The following is a 16,093-nucleotide window of genomic DNA, read 5'->3' on the forward strand; positions in this document are numbered from 1 at the left end:
CGCTTGGGGAACGCGACGATCGCGGCTCGACGCGCTCACGGCAGCGCGATCAGGTTCCGCAGAAGGTTGGGCGGCAGCATCGTCCCGGCGCTGGTGATGATCCACGGCGTGCCCTCGCCGCTGCGCAGGGCGGTTGCGGCCTCCTCCAGCGCGAGGAGAAGGCTCGGCATCTCGCGGGGTTCGACCGCCTTGGCATCGATGCTGTGCGGCCAGACGGTCAGCGTCGCCGATCCGAGCAGCTCGCCGCGGCTCACGAGCCGGCGGCGCAGGAGGTTCCTGGCGACACGGGATCCTCGCTCGCAGGAGAGCTTATCCAGGCGATCGCTCCCTCGAGAGAACCAGCGTGTCCGCCTCATGCACAGCACAGGTTGTGCCAGTCCCGCTCCGAGACCTGCGGTCCGCCGGCTTGGCGGCGGAGAGCGGGCGCGTCTAAAATTTTCACCCGTACGGATCTGCGAGGAGTGATCATGAGCGATGTCGCGACCACCGCCCGTGGGCCGAGCTACGGCGACGTCGCGCGGGCCGCGGAGCGGATCCGCGGGGCGGCGCATCGGACGCCGGTGCTGACGTCCCGCACGGCCGACGCGCGCACCGGCGGCCAACTGTTCTTCAAGGCCGAGAACCTTCAGCGGGCCGGCGCCTTCAAGTTCCGCGGCGCCTACAACGCCATCGCGGCGCTCCCCGAGGATGCCCGTCGGCGCGGCGTGATCGCCTACTCGTCCGGCAACCACGCCCAGGCGATCGCGCTGGCGGCGCGGCTGCTCGGCGTGCCGGCCACCATCGTGATGCCGCTCGACGCGCCGGCCATGAAGGTCGCGGCGACCCGCGACTACGGGGCCGAGATCGTCACCTACGACCGCTACACGCAGGACCGCGAGGCGCTCGGCCGTGCCATCGCCGCCGAGCGGTCCCTGAGCCTGATTCCACCCTACGACCACCCGGACGTCATCGCCGGCCAGGGAACCCTGGCGCTGGAACTCATCGAGGAGACAGGACCGCTCGACATACTGGTCACCTGCCTCGGCGGCGGCGGCCAGCTTGCGGGCTGCGCGCTGGCCGCCGCCGAACTGATGCCGCGGGCCAGGGTCTACGGCGTCGAGCCGGAGGCCGGCAACGACGGCCAGCGCTCCTTCCGGGAAGGCCGGATCGTGCGGATACCGGTGCCGCAGACAATCGCGGACGGGGCCCAGACCACGCATCTGGGCGACCACACCTTTCCGATCATCGCGCGCCACGTCACCGACGTGCTCACCGTCTCGGACGCGCAGCTCGTCGAAACCATGCGCTTCTTCGCCGAGCGCATGAAGCTCGTCGTCGAGCCCACGGGCTGCCTCGCCGCGGCGTCCGTCCTCGGCGGCCTGCTGGACGTGCGCGACCTGCGGGTCGGCATCGTGATCAGCGGCGGCAACGTCGATCTCGCCAGCTTCGCCCGGCTCGTCGCCGGATGAGGCGCGCCGCGGGGCTCGTCCTGGGGGCGCTGCTGGCGCCCGCGCCGGCCGCGGGCGCGGAGGTCGCGGTCGATGCGGGCGTCTGGCCCTATGCGTCGGTGGGGAAGCTCAACGTCGTGCTCGGCGCCAACCGCCGCGCTTTCTGCAGCGCCACGCTGATCGCCCCGCGCCTCGTGCTGAGCGCCGCCCATTGCCTCTGGGACGGGCCGCGCACCCGCTGGGTCGGGCCGCGGAGCGTGCATTTCGTGGCCGGCTGGCGCCAGGGAACCTACAACGCCCACGCCGTCGCCGACCGCTACGTCACCGGTCCCGGCTACGCCTTCGGCACCACGGCGGCGGATTTCGCCAGGGACTGGGCCCTGATCGCGCTGGCCGAGCCCGTGGATCTCCGCCCGGTCCCGCTCGCGGGCGAGGGCGACGCTGCGGGGGGTCGGCGCGAGATCCGAAGGGCCGGCTACAGCCACGCCCGCGCCGAGCGCATGAGCGCGCAGGGCGAGTGCGCGGTGGAGGAGCAGCCGGACCCGCCGCTCCTGCTGCACGATTGCCGCGCGCTGCCCGGCGAGTCCGGCTCCGCCCTGCTGCGGCTGGGCGAGGACGGTCCCGCGGTGATCGGCGTGCTGGTGGCGCGCCGGCCGGAAGGGGCGGGCGGGCGCTCGCTCGCCGTCCCGGTCCGCAGCTTCCGCGCCGAGGCGGAACGGATGCGCGCCGCCCTTTCCCCCGGCCGTTAACGAAACGGTAAGCCCCCCGCCACATCTCTGCCCCGAATCTGCACGCAAGCTTGAGCGTGGCTGAGGCAGGCCGGTTCGCGGCCGCATCCAGGATGCGGCGCGTGCGGGCGCGAGGGAACATCGGGAAGGGAGCGCGAGCGCATGCAGGGTGTGAGGACGGCGAAGACTGTATCCGGACTGGCGTTCATCCTGGCATGCGGCTGCCTCGGCGGCTGCAATACCGCAACGCCCCTGGTCACCGGATCGATTCCCGGCCGCAAGCCCGCGATGGCCGTCAACGAAACGGAGCGCGACTGCCTCGGGCGCGCCATGTACTTCGAGTCGAACCGCAGCGACCCCGAAGGGCTCCTCGCCGTCGGAACCGTGGTGATGAACCGGCTGGAATCGGCCGCGTTCCCGGGCGGCATCTGCGAGGTGGTGGGCCAGCCGCGCCAGTTCGCGGCGGGCGTCCTGACGAAGCCGATGAACGAGCCGAAGAGCCTGGAGAAGGTGGCGGACGTCGCCGACGCGGTCCTCGCGGGCGAGCGCCACCCGAAGGTGGGCCAGGCGATGTACTTCCACACCGCCGGGCACCGCTTCCCCTACAGCAACATGCACTACGTGGCGGTGGCGGGCGGCAACGCCTTCTACGAGAAGCGCAAGCCGGGCTCGCCCGTCGCGCTGGCCTATGCCGCCTCGCCGCCGCCCGTCGCGGCCCCGGTCCCGCTGCGGCAGGCCGAGCATCTCCCGCAGGGGCCGGCCCGCGACATCTGCACGGTCGCCGCCCTCGCGCAGGCCGGGCGGGCCGGCTGAGATCCTCCTCGACCGAGCGGGCCGCAGACGACGCATCCCCTCGTGCGCCATACGCGAAGAGGGGAGCGACGGGAGGCGAGGCGCCGCCGACAAGCCGTTCGCGACGGCGGCCGACGCCCCTCGGAACGAGAAGGAGCCGGTTCGGGCGCGAGGGCCCGAACCGGCTCCTGTCGTTTTCGCCACGGCGCGGCGAGGACGCACCTCGGCTTCGGCGGCCACGGCGCCGCGGGTCCGCGCCGAGCCGGAGGCCCTAATCCTGCCGGGCGCGCCGCGCCGCCTGCGCCATGCGGATGAGTTCGCGGGCGGTGAGACCGCGCTCGGTGTGCAGGATGACCTCGCCCCCTGGAAGCGGACGCGCCTTGGCGCTCCCGCTGGCCTCGATCCGTGTGTCGCGCTCGCGCATCGTCCGCCGCAACCTGACCGCCCGTTTCAACGCCGCAACCATCTTCGCTCCAGCCCGGATCACGCCGGGTTGGTTAACGAAATCGGTGCCGCTCGAACATTCTTGAAGCGCTCCGGCCATGCCCTACCCGGACCGGATCGGACGAGATTTTTTCGCGCTGCGAGATCCGCGCGACGGGCTCAGAGCGCGCGCGGCAGCGCGAGGATGTCGGCCATCGTGACGGGTCTGCCCATCTGGCCGCAGAGATGCAGGAGCGTGGTCTGCCGGAAGCGCAGGTCCCCGGTCACCTCGTCTCCGGCCCAGTCCGGCCGGGAGAAGGGCTGATCCTCCGCGTCCAGCTCGACCTCCGCCAGCACGATCCCGGCGAGGCTGCCGCCGAACTCGTCCACCACCCAGGTCAGGCCGTCATGGGGCACGCAGTGGCGCGTCTTCTCGATCACGCCGCCGACGCAGACCTCCCGGAGCATCGCCTCCGCGTCGGCGCAAGGTATCTCGTACTCGAATTCCGGGCGACCGATGCCGAGCCGCGCGCCCTTCACGGTGAGCCAGGCCCGGTCCTCGTCGAGGCGTACCCGAACCTTGCCGCGCCCGAACTGGCCGACCAGCCCGTCGCGAAGGCCGCGCCGTCCCGTGGCGGACGCGCGCCACCCCTCGTGGGCGACCAGGAACTTCCGCTCGATCTCGAAACGCATCCGGAACTCGGGCAGCCTCGTGTCGGCGGATGGTTCGGGAGCGTCCCGCCGGGACGTGGGCTGACTAAGCCGTTCCGGCGTGCGCTGACAACCCGTGCCGGAGCACGCCGATTCAACGCGCGCTGCCGGCTGCGTGCGCGAGCTCGGTCTCGCCCGGCCGGGCGTCCTCGCCTGCCTCGTCGGCGAAGGGCGGCCGCCGGGTCCGGGACGCAGCGTCCGCGGGCTTTCCGGTGACGGGGCGGCGAGGCTGTCCCGCCCGGAGCGCGGCGGGCGGTCGCGCGGGTTTGCGGTCACGGGGGTAAGGGCTTAAGTCAGGGACTTCCGTGAGAAAGCCCCGCCGGCGCGGGAGCGCCTGCGCGGTGAGGCGAAGATTCCTGTATGGCCGTCGTCCTCGATCTCCTGACGAACGATCCTCGCCCGGCGACCGCGCGTCCGCGCCATCCCGAGAAGGCGCACCGGCCGGACCAGCCCGTCCAGGCCCGCAAGCCCGACTGGATCCGCGTGAAGGCGCCGGGCTCGAAGGCTTGGTCGGAGACCCGTGCCATCGTGCGCGAGCACGGCCTCGTCACCGTCTGCGAGGAGGCGGGCTGCCCGAATATCGGCGAGTGCTGGGAGAAGCGGCACGCCACCTTCATGATCATGGGCGACACCTGCACGCGGGCCTGCGCCTTCTGCAACGTGCGCACCGGCCTGCCCGCGGCGCTCGACACCGACGAGCCCCTGAAGATCGCGGACTCGGTCGCCAAGCTCGGGCTGCACCATGTCGTGATCACCTCGGTCGATCGCGACGACCTGAAGGACGGCGGCGCGGAGCACTTCGCCCGCACGATCGCGGAGATCCGGCGGGCGAGCCCCGGCACCACGGTCGAGATCCTGACGCCGGACTTCCTGCGCAAGGAGGGTGCGCTGGAGGTGGTCGTGTCCGCCAAGCCCGACGTGTTCAACCACAACCTCGAGACGGTCCCGGGCAAGTACCTGACCGTGCGTCCCGGCGCGCGCTACTTCCACTCGGTGCGGCTGCTGCAGCGGGTGAAGGAGCTCGATCCGACGATCTTCACGAAGTCCGGCATCATGGTCGGCCTCGGCGAGGACCGGAACGAGGTGGTGCAGCTGATGGACGACCTGCGCTCGGCCGACGTCGATTTCCTGACCATCGGCCAGTACCTGCAGCCGACCAAGAAGCACCACGAGGTGGTGCGCTTCGTGCCGCCGGACGAGTTCAAGACCTACGAGACCACGGCCTATTCCAAGGGCTTCCTGCTGGTCTCGGCGACGCCGCTGACGCGCTCCTCGCACCATGCCGGCGAGGATTTCGCCCGGCTCCAGGCGGCCCGCAACGCCCGCCTCGCTCCCGCCAGATCCGCCTGAGTTCCTCGGTTTCGCATGCCCTCCTTCCGGGTTACCCGCGCGGTCCGCCACACGCCGCAGCAGATGTACGACCTCGTGGCCGACGTGGAGCAGTATCCGGCCTTCCTACCGCTCTGCGAGTCGCTGCGGGTGCTGCGCCGCGTGCCCGGCAGCGCGGAGGGCCAGGAGGTTCTGGTCGCCGAGATGGGGGTCGGCTACAAGGCGATCCGCGAGCGCTTCACCACGCGGGTGAGCCTCGACCGGCCGGCGCTCAAGATCGTGGCGGAGTATATCGACGGCCCGTTCCGGCATCTCGAGAACCGCTGGAGCTTTCGCGAGAACGCGACGGGCGGCTGCGACGTCGACTTCTTCATCACCTACGAGTTCAAGAGCCGGACGCTCGGCCTCCTGATGGGCACGATGTTCGACCGGGCCTTCCGCAAGTTCACCGACGCCTTCGAGGGCCGGGCCGACCGGATCTACGGCGCGACGGCCTGAGGGCGCCCTGGCCCGGCGACGTGCTCCGGCCGGACGCCGAGCCCGATCAGCCGGGCCGGCAGGCGCTGCAGCGGGGGTAGGGCGTCGAGGAGGCGCAGGGCGAGCGGCGGCCTCAAGGGTCCGTCGCCGCCGAGCACCCGGGCGATCACCCGATCCTGGATGAGCCGCTGCAGGCCCTGCGTCAGCCGCACCGGCCGCATCCGGCGGGCCTGGACGCGGGCGAGGTCGAACTCCGTCAGCGTACCCGCCCGCAGCGGCGCGGCCAGCAGGTTTGCGGCCGCGACGGCGTCCTGGATCGCCAGGTTGATGCCGACGCCGCCGACCGGCGACATGGCGTGCGCGGCGTCCCCGATGCAGAGCAGGCCCGGCCGGTGCCAGCGCTCGAGCCGGTCAACCGCGACGGTGAGCACCTTCACCTCCTCCCACGATGCGATCTCATCGGTCCGTCCGGCCAGGAAGGGCACGAGCGCGCCGATCTCGGTCCGGAAGGCCGCCAGGCCGCGCTCCCGGATCGGGGGCGCGCCGCCCTTCGGCACCACGTAGGCGCATTGCCAGTGCGTGCCCCGGTCGAGGGTCACGAGAATACGGCCGCGGCCGAGATGGCCTGCCGTCGCCTCGTCCTCCTCGGGCCGGCGCGAGAGGCGGAACCAGAGCACGTCCATCGGCGCCCCGAACGCCAGGGGGTACAGGCCGGCCTGCGCCCGCAGGACCGAGTGGCGCCCGTCCGCGCACAGGACGAGATCGGCCGCGATGGTCCGCAGGCCCTCCGGTCCCCTCACGTGCACGCCCGCGACGCGCCCCGCCTCCTCGACGAAGGCGGTCGCCTCCGTCCGCATCTGCAGGTGGAAACCGGGATGACGGCGGCCGGCGCGTGCCAGGAAATCGAGGAAATCCCATTGCGGCATCAGCGCGATGAAGCGGTTGCGCGCGGGCAGGTGCCGGAAGTCGGCGATGCGGTAGGAGCGCCCGCCGAGAACGCCGGCCAGCGTCTCGACCCGGCGATGGGGCAGGGCCCGGAAGGCGTCGCCGAGGCCGAGCTCGTCCATCAGGTCGAGCGTGGAGGGGTGGATCGTGTCGCCGCGGAAATCGCGCAGGAAGTCGGCGTGCTTCTCCAGCACCGTGACGGCGAGGCCGGCGCGGGCGAGCAGCAGCCCCGCCATCATTCCGGCCGGGCCGCCGCCCACGATGCAGACCGCGGGGCTTGGCTCCATCGGGCGTTCCTCTCGCCCGGCGATCCTACGTCGATTGGGTGGGAGCGCAACGGCGATCGCGGAGGTGCGTCCGCCCGCGGGTCAGCCCAGGGGCAGGGCGTCCACCGCCGCGCGCACCGGCGGCGCGGGGCGAGCGCCGGAAGGCAGCGGATCGCTGCCGCCTTCAGCCGCCAGGATTGGCGGGGAGCGCCTCGTCCAGGAGGTCCAGCGCCTCGGCAACCGCGAGCCGCCTGATCTCGGCCCGGCCGGCATCGCCGAAGCGGCGCTCCCGGTGCACGACCGGGCGCCCCTTCGCGGCAAGACCGAAATGCACGAGGCCCACGGGCTTCCCGGCGCTGCCGCCGCCCGGGCCGGCGATGCCGGTGATCGCGACCGCCACGTCGGCCCGCGAGGCGGCGAGCGCCCCCACCGCCATGGCGCGGGCCACCGGCTCACTCACGGCACCGTGGGCGGCGACGAGGTCGGCGGCCACGCCGATCGCCTCGGTCTTCGCTTCATTCGAGTAGGTGACGAAACCGCGCTCCAGCACCGCCGAGGATCCGGGCACCGCCGTGAGCAACCCCGCCACGAGGCCGCCCGTGCAGGATTCCGCCGTGGCGATCCGCAGCCCGGCCTTCGTGTAGGCCGCGACCAGCGCCTCGGCGCGCGCGTGGAGGGCGGCGTCGAGCATCCTAGCCCTGCCGCATCGCGGTCTCGGCCTGCGCGTCCACCGGAACCGTCTCCTCCTCGGGCAGGCGCACGGTTGCGGCGGCCTGGGCAGCGAGGCCCTCGGCGCGACCGACGAAGCCGAGCTTCTCCGTGGTCGTCGCCTTGATCGAGACGCTGGTGAGCGGCACGCCCGCGATCTCGGCGATGCGCGCCCGGATCGCCTCCCGGTGCTGGCCGATGCGCGGCGCCTCGGCCAGCACCGTGATGTCGAGATGGTCGATGCGCCCGCCCCGCGCCCGCACCAGCGAGACCGCGTGGGCGAGGAACTGGTCGGAGGCGGCCCCGCGCCAGCGCTCGTCGGAGGGCGGGAAGTGGGTGCCGATGTCGCCGTCGGCGATCGCGCCGAGGAGGGCGTCGGTCAGCGCGTGGAGCGCCACGTCGCCGTCCGAATGGGCGAGCACGCCGCGGTCGGCGGGGATCCTCACGCCGCCGAGCCAGACGTGGTCGCCCTCGGTGAAGGCGTGGACGTCGAAGCCGGTGCCGAGGCGGGTCACGTACTGGGTCATGGGCGGGCTCCTATCCGGCGTCCCGAAGGCGCGGTCCGCCTCGATCAGGTCGGCCGGCTGGGTGATCTTGCGGTTGCGCAGGTCGCCCGCGAAGACGACGACCGGCAGGCCGGCCCACTCGGCGAGCGCGCCGTCGTCGGTGAAACCGTGCAGGTCGGCCGCCGCGGCCGAGCGGTGGGCGTCGAGGAGCGCGGCGAAGTGGAAGCTCTGCGGGGTCTGCACCGCGCGCAAGGCCTCGCGGGCGGGAGTCTCGCGGACGCGCCCGATGCCGTCGCCCGCGTCCTCCACCAGCTTGATCGTGTCGCTCACCGCCACGCCCGGCACCGCGGCACGATGGTCGCGGCCGGCCGCGACGGCGCGGTCGATCAGCGCGGCATCGACGTAGGGGCGAGCCGCATCGTGGACCAGCACGATCTCGGGCGCGCCCGCGCCGTGCAGGGCTTCCAGGCCAGCCCGCACCGATTGCTGCCGCGTCGCCCCGCCCTCGACGGGCGCGAGCAGCTTGGCGCGGACCGCCGGGTCGAGTTCCGAGAGGCAGGTCTCGTAGAAGGCCGCGGCGTCGGGTGCGATCACAACCTGCACGCGGGCAACGACCGGCAGGGCGCCGAGCGCGGCGAGCGTCCGGGTGAGCACGGCCTGCCCGCCGACCTGGCGGTACTGCTTCGGCGTGCCGCCGCCGATTCGGATGCCGCGGCCCGCCGCCACGACCACCGCGGCGACGTTCGAACCGGTCCTGGACATGGCGGACCTTCCCCTCTGCAAAGGTTCACAACAGGCTTCCGCGCGCGCCGCGCGCGCATGCGGACCCGCGCCGGGGAGGGTACCGGGCAGGATGCCCCGGCTTTAAGCGGGGCATCCTCTGAAATCAACGCGCTTGCCGCTTGCGTCGCTGCGGCTTTTGTCTATTCCTTGTGCAGAATGGCTGATGATCATTATTTGAGCGTCCTGCGCGGCGGGTCCGCCGCGCCGCTCGCGCTTCTCGCACCCCTCTCGGGCGTCACCGACCTGCACATGCGTCGGGCGGCGCGGCGGCTCGGCGCGAGCGCCGTGGTCTCCGAGATGGTGGCGGCGGCCGAGTTCGCCCGCGGCGCCAGCGAGGCGCGGCTGCGGGCGGAAGGCTCGGGCGTCGATCTGCACGTCGTGCAACTCGCGGGCTGCCAGCCGGAGCCGATGGCCGAGGCCGCGCGGCTCGCGGTCGGCTGCGGCGCCGACGTCTTGGACATCAACATGGGTTGTCCCGCCAAGGTCGTGACGGGGGGCGCCTCGGGCTCGGCCCTGATGCGCGACCTCGACCATGCCTGCCGCCTGCTCGAGGCGGTGCGCGGCGCGGTGTCGGTGCCCGTCACCGTGAAGATGCGCCTCGGCTGGGACCATCGGAGCCTCAACGCCGCGGAACTCGCCCGGCGCGCCGAGGCGATCGGGCTCAATGCCGTCACGGTGCACGGTCGGACCCGGCAGCAATTCTACAAGGGCCGGGCGGACTGGGCAGCGATCCGCGCGGTGGTGGAGGCGGTTGCGATTCCGGTCATCGCCAACGGCGACATCGCGGATGCGGACGACGCGCGGGCCTGCCTCGCCGCCTCGGGCGCCGCGGGCGTCATGGTCGGGCGCGCGGCGGTCGGGCGGCCCTGGCTGGTCGGCCAGATCGCCCGGACGCTGGCCGGCGCGCCGGTGCCGGCGCCGGCGCGCGACGTGCAGGCCGACATCGCGGTCACTCACTACGACGGTCTGATCGCCCTCTACGGCGCGCATATGGGCGTGCGCCACGCCCGAAAGCACCTCGCGGCCTACGCGGAAGCCGGGGGCGCCCTGCCTGCCGAGGCCCGCACGCAGCTCCTCACCACGACGGATCCGGCCACGGCCCGCACGCTGCTGCGCGCCGCGTTCGGCGCGCCCGCTCCGGCGGTCGCGGAAGCGGCATGAGCGGCGCCATGATCGAGGGGGGACGGGCGTGACGGAACACGAAGCGGGCGACGTGCCGGACGGCGAGGCCGGCGGGCCGGGTCTCAGCGGCGCGGCGGTGCTGAACGCGCTGCCGCTGCCGGTGCTGACCATCGGCCCGGACGACCACATCGTCCACTGCAATCACGCGGCGGAGAGCTTCTTCGACGCGTCCGCCCGGCTGATGCAGCGGCGGCAGTTGCGCGACATCATCCCGTTCGCTTCGCCGATCATCGCGCTGGTGGCCGAGGTGCGCCGCCGCCGCTCCAGCGTGAGCGAGTACCGGGTCGAGCTGGTCTCGCCGCGCACCGGCCAGGAGCGGAGCGTCGACGTCTTCGCGACGGCGCTGGGCGACGACGGGAACACCGTGGTGCTGATGCTGCAAGAGCGCACCATCGCCGACAAGATGAACCGCCAGCTCACCCACCGCGGCGCGGCGCGCTCCATGGTGGCGCTCGGCGCCATGCTGGCGCACGAGATCAAGAACCCGCTCGCCGGCATCCGGGGCGCCGCCCAGCTCCTCGAGCAGTCCGGCGCCGAGGAGGACCGGGTGCTGACCCGGCTGATCTGCGACGAATCCGACCGCATCGTGCGCATCGTCGAGCGGATGGAGCTGTTCGGCGACGAGCGGCCGGTCGAGCGCGTGCCCGTCAACGTCCACGGCGTGCTCGATCAGGTGAAGCGCTCGGCGCAATCGGGCTTCGCCCGTCACATCCGCTTCGTCGAGACCTACGATCCGTCGCTGCCGCCGGTGCTCGGCAACCGCGACCAGCTGATCCAAGTGATCCTGAACCTCGTGAAGAACGCCGCGGAAGCGATCGGCGCCGACACGGTGGACGGCGAGATCACCCTGTCCACCGCCTTCCGCACCGGCCTGCGCCTGCAGGTGCCCGGCTCGCGCGAGCGCGTCAGCCTGCCGATCGAGGTGGCGGTGCGCGACAACGGGCCGGGCATCACCGCCGAGCTCCTGCCCGACCTGTTCGACCCCTTCGTCACCACAAAGGCGTCGGGCTCCGGCCTCGGTCTTGCATTGGTGGCCAAGATCGTCGGCGACCACGGGGGAATCGTCGAGTGCGATCCCGCTCCCCGCCGCACCGCCTTCCGCCTTCTCCTCCCCATGTCGAGCGCCCGCGACGGGCGCGAATCGGTCGCGGAGGCCGAGTAGAGTCATGCCCAACGGCCACATCATCGTCGCGGACGACGACGCCGCGATCCGCACCGTCCTCAATCAGGCGCTCTCGCGCGCGGGCTACGAGGTCCGCTCGACGGGCAATTGCGCGACCCTCTGGCGCTGGGTGGCGCAGGGGGAGGGCGACCTCGTCATCACCGACGTGATGATGCCGGACGAGAACGTGTTCGACCTGCTGCCGCGGATCAAGCGCGTGCGGCCGGAACTGCCGATCATCGTGATGAGCGCGCAGAACACCTTCATGACGGCGATCCGCGCCTCGGAGCGGGGCGCCTACGAGTACCTTCCCAAGCCCTTCGACCTGAAGGAGCTCATCGCCATCGTCGGCCGTGCGCTCTCCCGTCCGCGCGGGGCCCCCGCGCCTGGGGCCGGTCCGGAGAACGAGGACATCCCGCTGGTGGGCCGCTCGCCCGCCATGCAGGAGATCTACCGGGCGCTCGCCCGCCTGATGCCGACCGACCTCACCGTGATGATCACCGGCGAGTCGGGCACCGGCAAGGAGCTGGTGGCCCGCGCGCTCCACGATTACGGCCGCCGCCGCACCGGGCCCTTCGTGCCGGTCAACATGGCGGCGATCCCGCGCGACCTGATCGAATCGGAGCTGTTCGGCCACGAGAAGGGCGCCTTCACGGGCGCGCTGCAGCGCTCGGCCGGCCGCTTCGAGCAGGCGGAGGGCGGCACGCTCTTCCTCGACGAAATCGGCGACATGCCGATGGAGGCCCAGACCCGGCTGCTGCGCGTGCTGCAGCAGGGCGAGTACACCACCGTCGGCGGCCGCGTGCCGATCAAGACGAATGTTCGGATCATCGCGGCCACCAACAAGGACCTGCGCATCTCGATCCAGCAGGGAATCTTCCGCGAGGACCTGTTCTTCCGCCTGAACGTGGTGCCGCTGCGCCTCCCCGCGCTCCGCGAGCGCTCGGAGGACGTGCCGGACCTCGTGCGCCACTTCTTCGTTCTGGTCGAGCGCGAGGGCCTGACCCGCAAGACGCTCGACGGTGACGCGATGGAGCGGCTGAAGCGCTACCGCTGGCCCGGCAACGTGCGCGAGCTGGAGAACCTCGTGCGGCGGCTGGCCGCGCTCTACCCGCAGGAGACCATCACCGGCCCGGTGATCGAGGCGGAGCTCGATACCCTGCCGCTCGCCCCGCCCGTCTCAGCGCAGGGCCAGAACGGCGCGCGCAAGGGCAACGAGTCGGAGAGCCTGTCGAGCGCCGTCGAACGGCACCTCACCGACTACTTCTCGGGCTACCGGGACACCCTGCCGCCGCCCGGCCTCTATCACCGCATCCTGCGGGAGATCGAGGGACCGCTGATCGGCGCGGCCCTCGCCGCCACCCGCGGCAACCAGATCCGCGCGGCGGAACTCCTCGGCGTCAACCGCAACACCCTGCGCAAGAAGGTGCGCGACCTCGACCTGCAGGTGCTGCGCTCCTCGCGCTGAGAGATCGAAAGAGGGTCAGGGGCGCGGTACGCACGGGCATTCTGCCGCGCCGAATGGCAATTTCGCCACAAAACCCGCTAGGCTCCTGTCGCCGCGGCCCCAACCCGACGCGGGACGACGCCCCGTGCGCGCATCTGCGCGCCGGGCGAGCCCGAGCAGGATCCTCATGTTCTTCCGCAGACGCAAGACGTTCGAGTCGACGCCGATCACCCGCGACGAGGCCGCGCTGCCGAACCGGCTCTCGCCCCGCTCGCCCCACGAGGCCATCAAGCCGACCGCCGCGCCGCCGCCGCCCGAGCGGCCCGTGCGCGAGCGCGGCGGGCTCATCGCGACGATCAGCGGGCTCCTGACCTTCGCGGTGGTGGTCGCCATCGGGGCTATGATCGGCTTCACCCTGTTCCAGCGCCAGATCCACGAGCCCGGTCCGCTCGCGGCCGACAAGGTCGTGGTGATCCCGACCCGCAGCGGAACGGGCGAGATCGCCGAGATCCTGCGTCGCGAGGGCGTGATCGACCATACCGGTCTGTTCGAGTTCGCCGCCCGCTTCGGCGGCAAGCCGCCGCTGAAGGCCGGCGAGTACAACTTCAAGGCCCGGGCCAGCATCAGCGACGCCATCGACACGGTGACCACCGGCCGCCAGGTCCAGCACGCCGTCACCTTCCCCGAGGGCCTGACGAGCGAGCAGATCGTCACCCGCCTGAACGAGAACGACGTGCTGACCGGCGAGATCGGCGAGATCCCGGCCGAGGGCTCGCTCCTGCCCGACACCTACAAGTTCGAGCGCGGCGCGACGCGCCAGATGATCGTCAACCTGATGAAGCAGAAGCAGCGCGAGGTGCTGAACCAGATCTGGCTGCGCCGCAGCGCCGAGGTGCCGGTGAAGACGCCGGCCGAGATGGTCACGCTCGCCTCGATCGTCGAGAAGGAGACCGGCCGGGCCGACGAGCGGCCCCGCGTCGCCGGCGTCTTCGTCAACCGCCTCAATCGGCGCATGAAGCTGCAATCGGACCCGACGATCGTGTACGGCCTCGTCGGCGGGCGCGGCACGCTCGGCCGCGGCATCCTGCGGTCCGAGATCGACCGACCGACTCCCTACAACACCTACGTGATCGAGGGCCTGCCGCCGGGACCGATCGCGAATCCCGGCCGCGCCGCGCTCGAGGCGGTGGCCAACCCGTCGCGGACCAAGGACCTCTACTTCGTGGCCGACGGCACCGGCGGGCACGCCTTCGCCGACAGCCTGGAGGGCCACCAGCGCAACGTCGCCCGCTGGCGCGCCGTCGAGCGCTCACGGCAGAGCCCGGCCCCCGATGCCGGCGGCGTCGACAAGGTCGAGCCCGCAGCCGACCCCGCCACGCCCGGCCGTGCCTCGGCCTACGCGCCGCCCGGCACCAATGCCGCCTTCATCGAGGGACAGGGCGGGACGCGTCCGAAGGCCTTCGACGCCTCCGAGGGCACCCGCCTCGATCCGCTGAGGAACAAGACCTACGATCTCGGCTCGCCGAAGACCGTGCCGGTGCTGAAGCAGCCCTGAGGCTTGCAATCCGGCACGCGCCGCCCCCTTTGTGGGCGGGAGACGGAAACGCCGGACAAGACCTTACCATGATCGCGAGCATGACCGGGTTCGCCCGGGCCGCCGGCACCAGCGGGCCGGTGCAATGGGCCTGGGAGGTCCGCAGCGTCAACGGGCGCGGGCTCGACGTGCGCCTGCGCGTGCCGAACGGCTACGAGGCGGCCGGCGAGGTCGCCCGCACCGCCCTGCAGAAGACGCTGTCGCGCGGGCAGTGCCAGCTCAGCCTCGCGCTCACCAAGCCGGAGACGGCCGTGCGCGTCCGGGTCAACGAGGCGCTGCTGGCGAGCCTCGCGGCGGCGGTCGCCCGGGTGCCCGTGCCCGAGGGCGTCGCCCCCGCCACCATGGACGGGCTGCTCGGCATCCGCGGCGTGATCGAGACCGAGGAGGAGGCCGCGCCCGAGACGGACTCGCTCGCCCGCGACCTCGCCGAGGGCGTGGTGCGACTTGTGGCCGACCTCGTCGAGGCGCGCCGCGCGGAGGGCCGCCAGCTCGCCGAGATCGTCGGCGGGCAAGTCACCCGCATCGCCGAGCTGACGGAGGCCGCCGAGGCCTGTCCCGCGCGCAAGCCGGAGGCGGTGCGCGCCCGCGTCGCGGCGACCGTCGCGAGCCTGACGGAGGGCGGTACCCTCGACCCCGACCGCCTGCACCAGGAGGCGGTGCTGCTCGCCGCCAAGGCGGATGTTCGCGAGGAACTCGACCGCCTGCGCACCCATGTCGGCGCGGTGCAGGAGCTTCTCGCCAAGGGCGGCGCAATCGGGCGGCGGCTCGATTTCCTGGCCCAGGAACTCGGGCGCGAGGCCAACACGCTCTGCGCTAAGGCCAACGACGCCGCGCTCTCGCGGATCGGACTCGACTTGAAGGCCGTGGTGGAGCAATTCCGCGAGCAGGTGCAGAACGTCGAGTGAGTGGACGCGTGACGGATCGGACGAGCGGGGGACGCGGATGACGGAGCCGGTGCGGCACAGGCCCGACGCGATCGCGCGGCGCGGCCTCATCCTGATCCTGTCCTCGCCCTCGGGGGCGGGCAAGACCACGCTGACGCGGGCGATCGCCCAGGACGGCGGCTGGGGACTCGACCTCTCGATCTCGGTCACGACGCGGGCGCGCCGCCCCTCCGAGATCGACGGCAAGCACTACCACTTCATCGAGCGCGAGGCCTTCGAGGATCTGCGGGCCCGCGACGACCTGCTCGAATGGGCGGAGGTGCACGGCAACTTCTACGGCACACCGCGCCGACCGGTGGAGCGGGTGCTGTCGGCCGGCCGCGACATGATCTTCGACATCGACTACCAGGGCACCCGGCAGGTCCGCGCGAAGCTCACCGACGACGTCGTGACGGTGTTCATCCTGCCGCCGAGCATGGCCGAGCTGCGCCAGCGCCTGGAGCGGAGGGCCGAGGATTCGCAGGCCACGATCGAGAAGCGGCTCGAGAACGCCCGCCACGAGATCCAGCGCTGGAGCGAGTACGACTACGTCATCGTCAACGACGACCTGCAGAACGCCTTCACGGCCCTGCAGAGCATCCTCACCGCCGAGCGCCTGCGCCGGACCCGCCGCACGGGCCTGGCCGGCTTCGTGGAGGGGATCCTCTCGGAGGGACAGGGGAGTTAGCG

At 72.3% G+C, this 16,093-nt stretch carries 17 protein-coding genes; 11 read left to right on the forward strand and 6 right to left on the reverse strand.

The annotated features are described in order from the left end of the window. Window positions 1–35: 35 nt before the first annotated feature. Window positions 36–254: a hypothetical protein gene (locus MFF56_RS02500; protein WP_066921947.1), complete on the reverse strand. Its 219-nt coding sequence runs from the start codon at window positions 252–254 to the stop codon at window positions 36–38. A gap of 213 nt (window positions 255–467) precedes the next feature. Here MFF56_RS02500 and MFF56_RS02505 point away from each other — a divergent pair, with 213 nt between their 5' ends. The 3 genes from MFF56_RS02505 (at window position 468) to MFF56_RS02515 (ending at window position 2,968) form a co-directional block, all read left to right on the forward strand. After that, a complete protein-coding gene (locus tag MFF56_RS02505) occupies window positions 468–1,448 on the forward strand; it encodes a threo-3-hydroxy-L-aspartate ammonia-lyase (RefSeq protein ID WP_066921958.1) in 981 nt (326 codons plus the stop codon). Continuing rightward, window positions 1,445–2,176 (forward strand): trypsin-like serine peptidase, encoded by a 732-nt coding sequence (locus MFF56_RS02510; protein WP_066921949.1) that lies wholly within the window; start codon window positions 1,445–1,447, stop codon window positions 2,174–2,176. The genes MFF56_RS02505 and MFF56_RS02510 overlap by 4 nt, the downstream gene beginning before the upstream one ends. 267 nt (window positions 2,177–2,443) lie before the next feature. Beyond that, a complete protein-coding gene (locus MFF56_RS02515; RefSeq protein ID WP_308445260.1) occupies window positions 2,444–2,968 on the forward strand; it encodes a cell wall hydrolase in 525 nt (174 codons plus the stop codon). A 250-nt stretch (window positions 2,969–3,218) separates the two neighbouring features. Here MFF56_RS02515 and MFF56_RS02520 read toward each other — a convergent pair whose 3' ends face one another. Continuing rightward, window positions 3,219–3,371, reverse strand: a complete 153-nt coding sequence (locus MFF56_RS02520; RefSeq protein WP_156453684.1) for a hypothetical protein — start codon at window positions 3,369–3,371, stop codon at window positions 3,219–3,221. A gap of 179 nt (window positions 3,372–3,550) precedes the next feature. Beyond that, window positions 3,551–4,063, reverse strand: coding sequence for a CYTH domain-containing protein (locus MFF56_RS02525; protein ID WP_066921956.1), 513 nt, complete (start codon window positions 4,061–4,063; stop codon window positions 3,551–3,553). Between the two features lie 378 nt (window positions 4,064–4,441). Here MFF56_RS02525 and lipA point away from each other — a divergent pair, with 378 nt between their 5' ends. Further along, complete coding sequence (lipA, locus tag MFF56_RS02530; protein WP_066928074.1) at window positions 4,442–5,431, forward strand: lipoyl synthase; 990 nt, start codon at window positions 4,442–4,444, stop codon at window positions 5,429–5,431. Between the two features lie 15 nt (window positions 5,432–5,446). Continuing rightward, the gene (locus tag MFF56_RS02535) at window positions 5,447–5,908 is read left to right on the forward strand and encodes a type II toxin-antitoxin system RatA family toxin (RefSeq protein WP_066928072.1); all 462 of its coding nucleotides are present in this window, start codon (window positions 5,447–5,449) and stop codon (window positions 5,906–5,908) included. Here MFF56_RS02535 and MFF56_RS02540 read toward each other — a convergent pair. The 3 genes from MFF56_RS02540 to MFF56_RS02550 form a co-directional block, all read right to left on the reverse strand. Continuing rightward, entirely contained in the window at window positions 5,890–7,119 is a 1,230-nt protein-coding gene (locus MFF56_RS02540; protein WP_066928070.1) for an FAD-dependent oxidoreductase, read from the reverse strand. The two genes, MFF56_RS02535 and MFF56_RS02540, sit on opposite strands and share 19 nt — an antisense overlap. A 163-nt stretch (window positions 7,120–7,282) precedes the next feature. Then, on the reverse strand, window positions 7,283–7,789 hold the full coding sequence (locus MFF56_RS02545) for a CinA family protein (RefSeq protein WP_238229382.1): 507 nt from the start codon (window positions 7,787–7,789) through the stop codon (window positions 7,283–7,285). Between the two features lies 1 nt (window position 7,790). Further along, a complete protein-coding gene (locus MFF56_RS02550; protein WP_066921566.1) occupies window positions 7,791–9,074 on the reverse strand; it encodes a bifunctional 2-C-methyl-D-erythritol 4-phosphate cytidylyltransferase/2-C-methyl-D-erythritol 2,4-cyclodiphosphate synthase in 1,284 nt (427 codons plus the stop codon). A gap of 177 nt (window positions 9,075–9,251) precedes the next feature. On the opposite strand from MFF56_RS02550, the gene dusB reads away from it, so the two are divergent. From dusB to gmk, 6 genes are all read left to right on the forward strand, one after another. After that, window positions 9,252–10,256 (forward strand): tRNA dihydrouridine synthase DusB, encoded by a 1,005-nt coding sequence (dusB, locus tag MFF56_RS02555; protein WP_066921564.1) that lies wholly within the window; start codon window positions 9,252–9,254, stop codon window positions 10,254–10,256. Window positions 10,257–10,308: 52 nt separating this feature from the next. Next, the gene (locus MFF56_RS02560; protein ID WP_066921570.1) at window positions 10,309–11,439 is read left to right on the forward strand and encodes a two-component system sensor histidine kinase NtrB; all 1,131 of its coding nucleotides are present in this window, start codon (window positions 10,309–10,311) and stop codon (window positions 11,437–11,439) included. 4 nt (window positions 11,440–11,443) lie between these two features. Continuing rightward, window positions 11,444–12,907, forward strand: a complete 1,464-nt coding sequence (gene ntrC, locus MFF56_RS02565; protein ID WP_066921562.1) for a nitrogen regulation protein NR(I) — start codon at window positions 11,444–11,446, stop codon at window positions 12,905–12,907. A gap of 166 nt (window positions 12,908–13,073) precedes the next feature. Beyond that, on the forward strand, window positions 13,074–14,441 hold the full coding sequence (gene mltG / locus MFF56_RS02570; RefSeq protein WP_066921560.1) for an endolytic transglycosylase MltG: 1,368 nt from the start codon (window positions 13,074–13,076) through the stop codon (window positions 14,439–14,441). Window positions 14,442–14,521: 80 nt separating this feature from the next. Further along, window positions 14,522–15,385 carry a YicC/YloC family endoribonuclease gene (locus MFF56_RS02575; protein WP_238229383.1) on the forward strand — a complete coding sequence of 288 codons (864 nt, stop codon included), beginning with the start codon at window positions 14,522–14,524 and terminating at the stop codon, window positions 15,383–15,385. A 37-nt stretch (window positions 15,386–15,422) separates the two neighbouring features. Then, window positions 15,423–16,091: a guanylate kinase gene (gene gmk, locus MFF56_RS02580; protein ID WP_066921557.1), complete on the forward strand. Its 669-nt coding sequence runs from the start codon at window positions 15,423–15,425 to the stop codon at window positions 16,089–16,091. The last annotated feature ends 2 nt before the right edge of the window (window positions 16,092–16,093 follow it).

The sequence above is a fragment of the Methylobacterium hispanicum genome, assembly GCF_022179285.1.
Classification (GTDB): domain Bacteria; phylum Pseudomonadota; class Alphaproteobacteria; order Rhizobiales; family Beijerinckiaceae; genus Methylobacterium; species Methylobacterium hispanicum.

Bases quoted from the DNA above. Each gene is read 5' to 3' on its own strand.
- MFF56_RS02505 (WP_066921958.1), top strand. From the start codon at position 468: ATGAGCGATGTCGCGACCACCGCCCGTGGGCCGAGCTACGGCGACGTC.
- MFF56_RS02510 (WP_066921949.1), top strand. From the start codon at position 1,445: ATGAGGCGCGCCGCGGGGCTCGTCCTGGGGGCGCTGCTGGCGCCCGCG.
- MFF56_RS02515 (WP_308445260.1), top strand. From the start codon at position 2,444: ATGGCCGTCAACGAAACGGAGCGCGACTGCCTCGGGCGCGCCATGTAC.
- MFF56_RS02520 (WP_156453684.1), bottom strand. From the start codon at position 3,371: ATGCGCGAGCGCGACACACGGATCGAGGCCAGCGGGAGCGCCAAGGCG.
- MFF56_RS02525 (WP_066921956.1), bottom strand. From the start codon at position 4,063: ATGCGTTTCGAGATCGAGCGGAAGTTCCTGGTCGCCCACGAGGGGTGG.
- lipA (WP_066928074.1), top strand. From the start codon at position 4,442: ATGGCCGTCGTCCTCGATCTCCTGACGAACGATCCTCGCCCGGCGACC.
- MFF56_RS02535 (WP_066928072.1), top strand. From the start codon at position 5,447: ATGCCCTCCTTCCGGGTTACCCGCGCGGTCCGCCACACGCCGCAGCAG.
- MFF56_RS02540 (WP_066928070.1), bottom strand. From the start codon at position 7,119: ATGGAGCCAAGCCCCGCGGTCTGCATCGTGGGCGGCGGCCCGGCCGGA.
- MFF56_RS02545 (WP_238229382.1), bottom strand. From the start codon at position 7,789: ATGCTCGACGCCGCCCTCCACGCGCGCGCCGAGGCGCTGGTCGCGGCC.
- MFF56_RS02550 (WP_066921566.1), bottom strand. From the start codon at position 9,074: ATGTCCAGGACCGGTTCGAACGTCGCCGCGGTGGTCGTGGCGGCGGGC.
- dusB (WP_066921564.1), top strand. From the start codon at position 9,252: ATGGCTGATGATCATTATTTGAGCGTCCTGCGCGGCGGGTCCGCCGCG.
- ntrC (WP_066921562.1), top strand. From the start codon at position 11,444: ATGCCCAACGGCCACATCATCGTCGCGGACGACGACGCCGCGATCCGC.
- mltG (WP_066921560.1), top strand. From the start codon at position 13,074: ATGTTCTTCCGCAGACGCAAGACGTTCGAGTCGACGCCGATCACCCGC.
- MFF56_RS02575 (WP_238229383.1), top strand. From the start codon at position 14,522: ATGACCGGGTTCGCCCGGGCCGCCGGCACCAGCGGGCCGGTGCAATGG.
- gmk (WP_066921557.1), top strand. From the start codon at position 15,423: ATGACGGAGCCGGTGCGGCACAGGCCCGACGCGATCGCGCGGCGCGGC.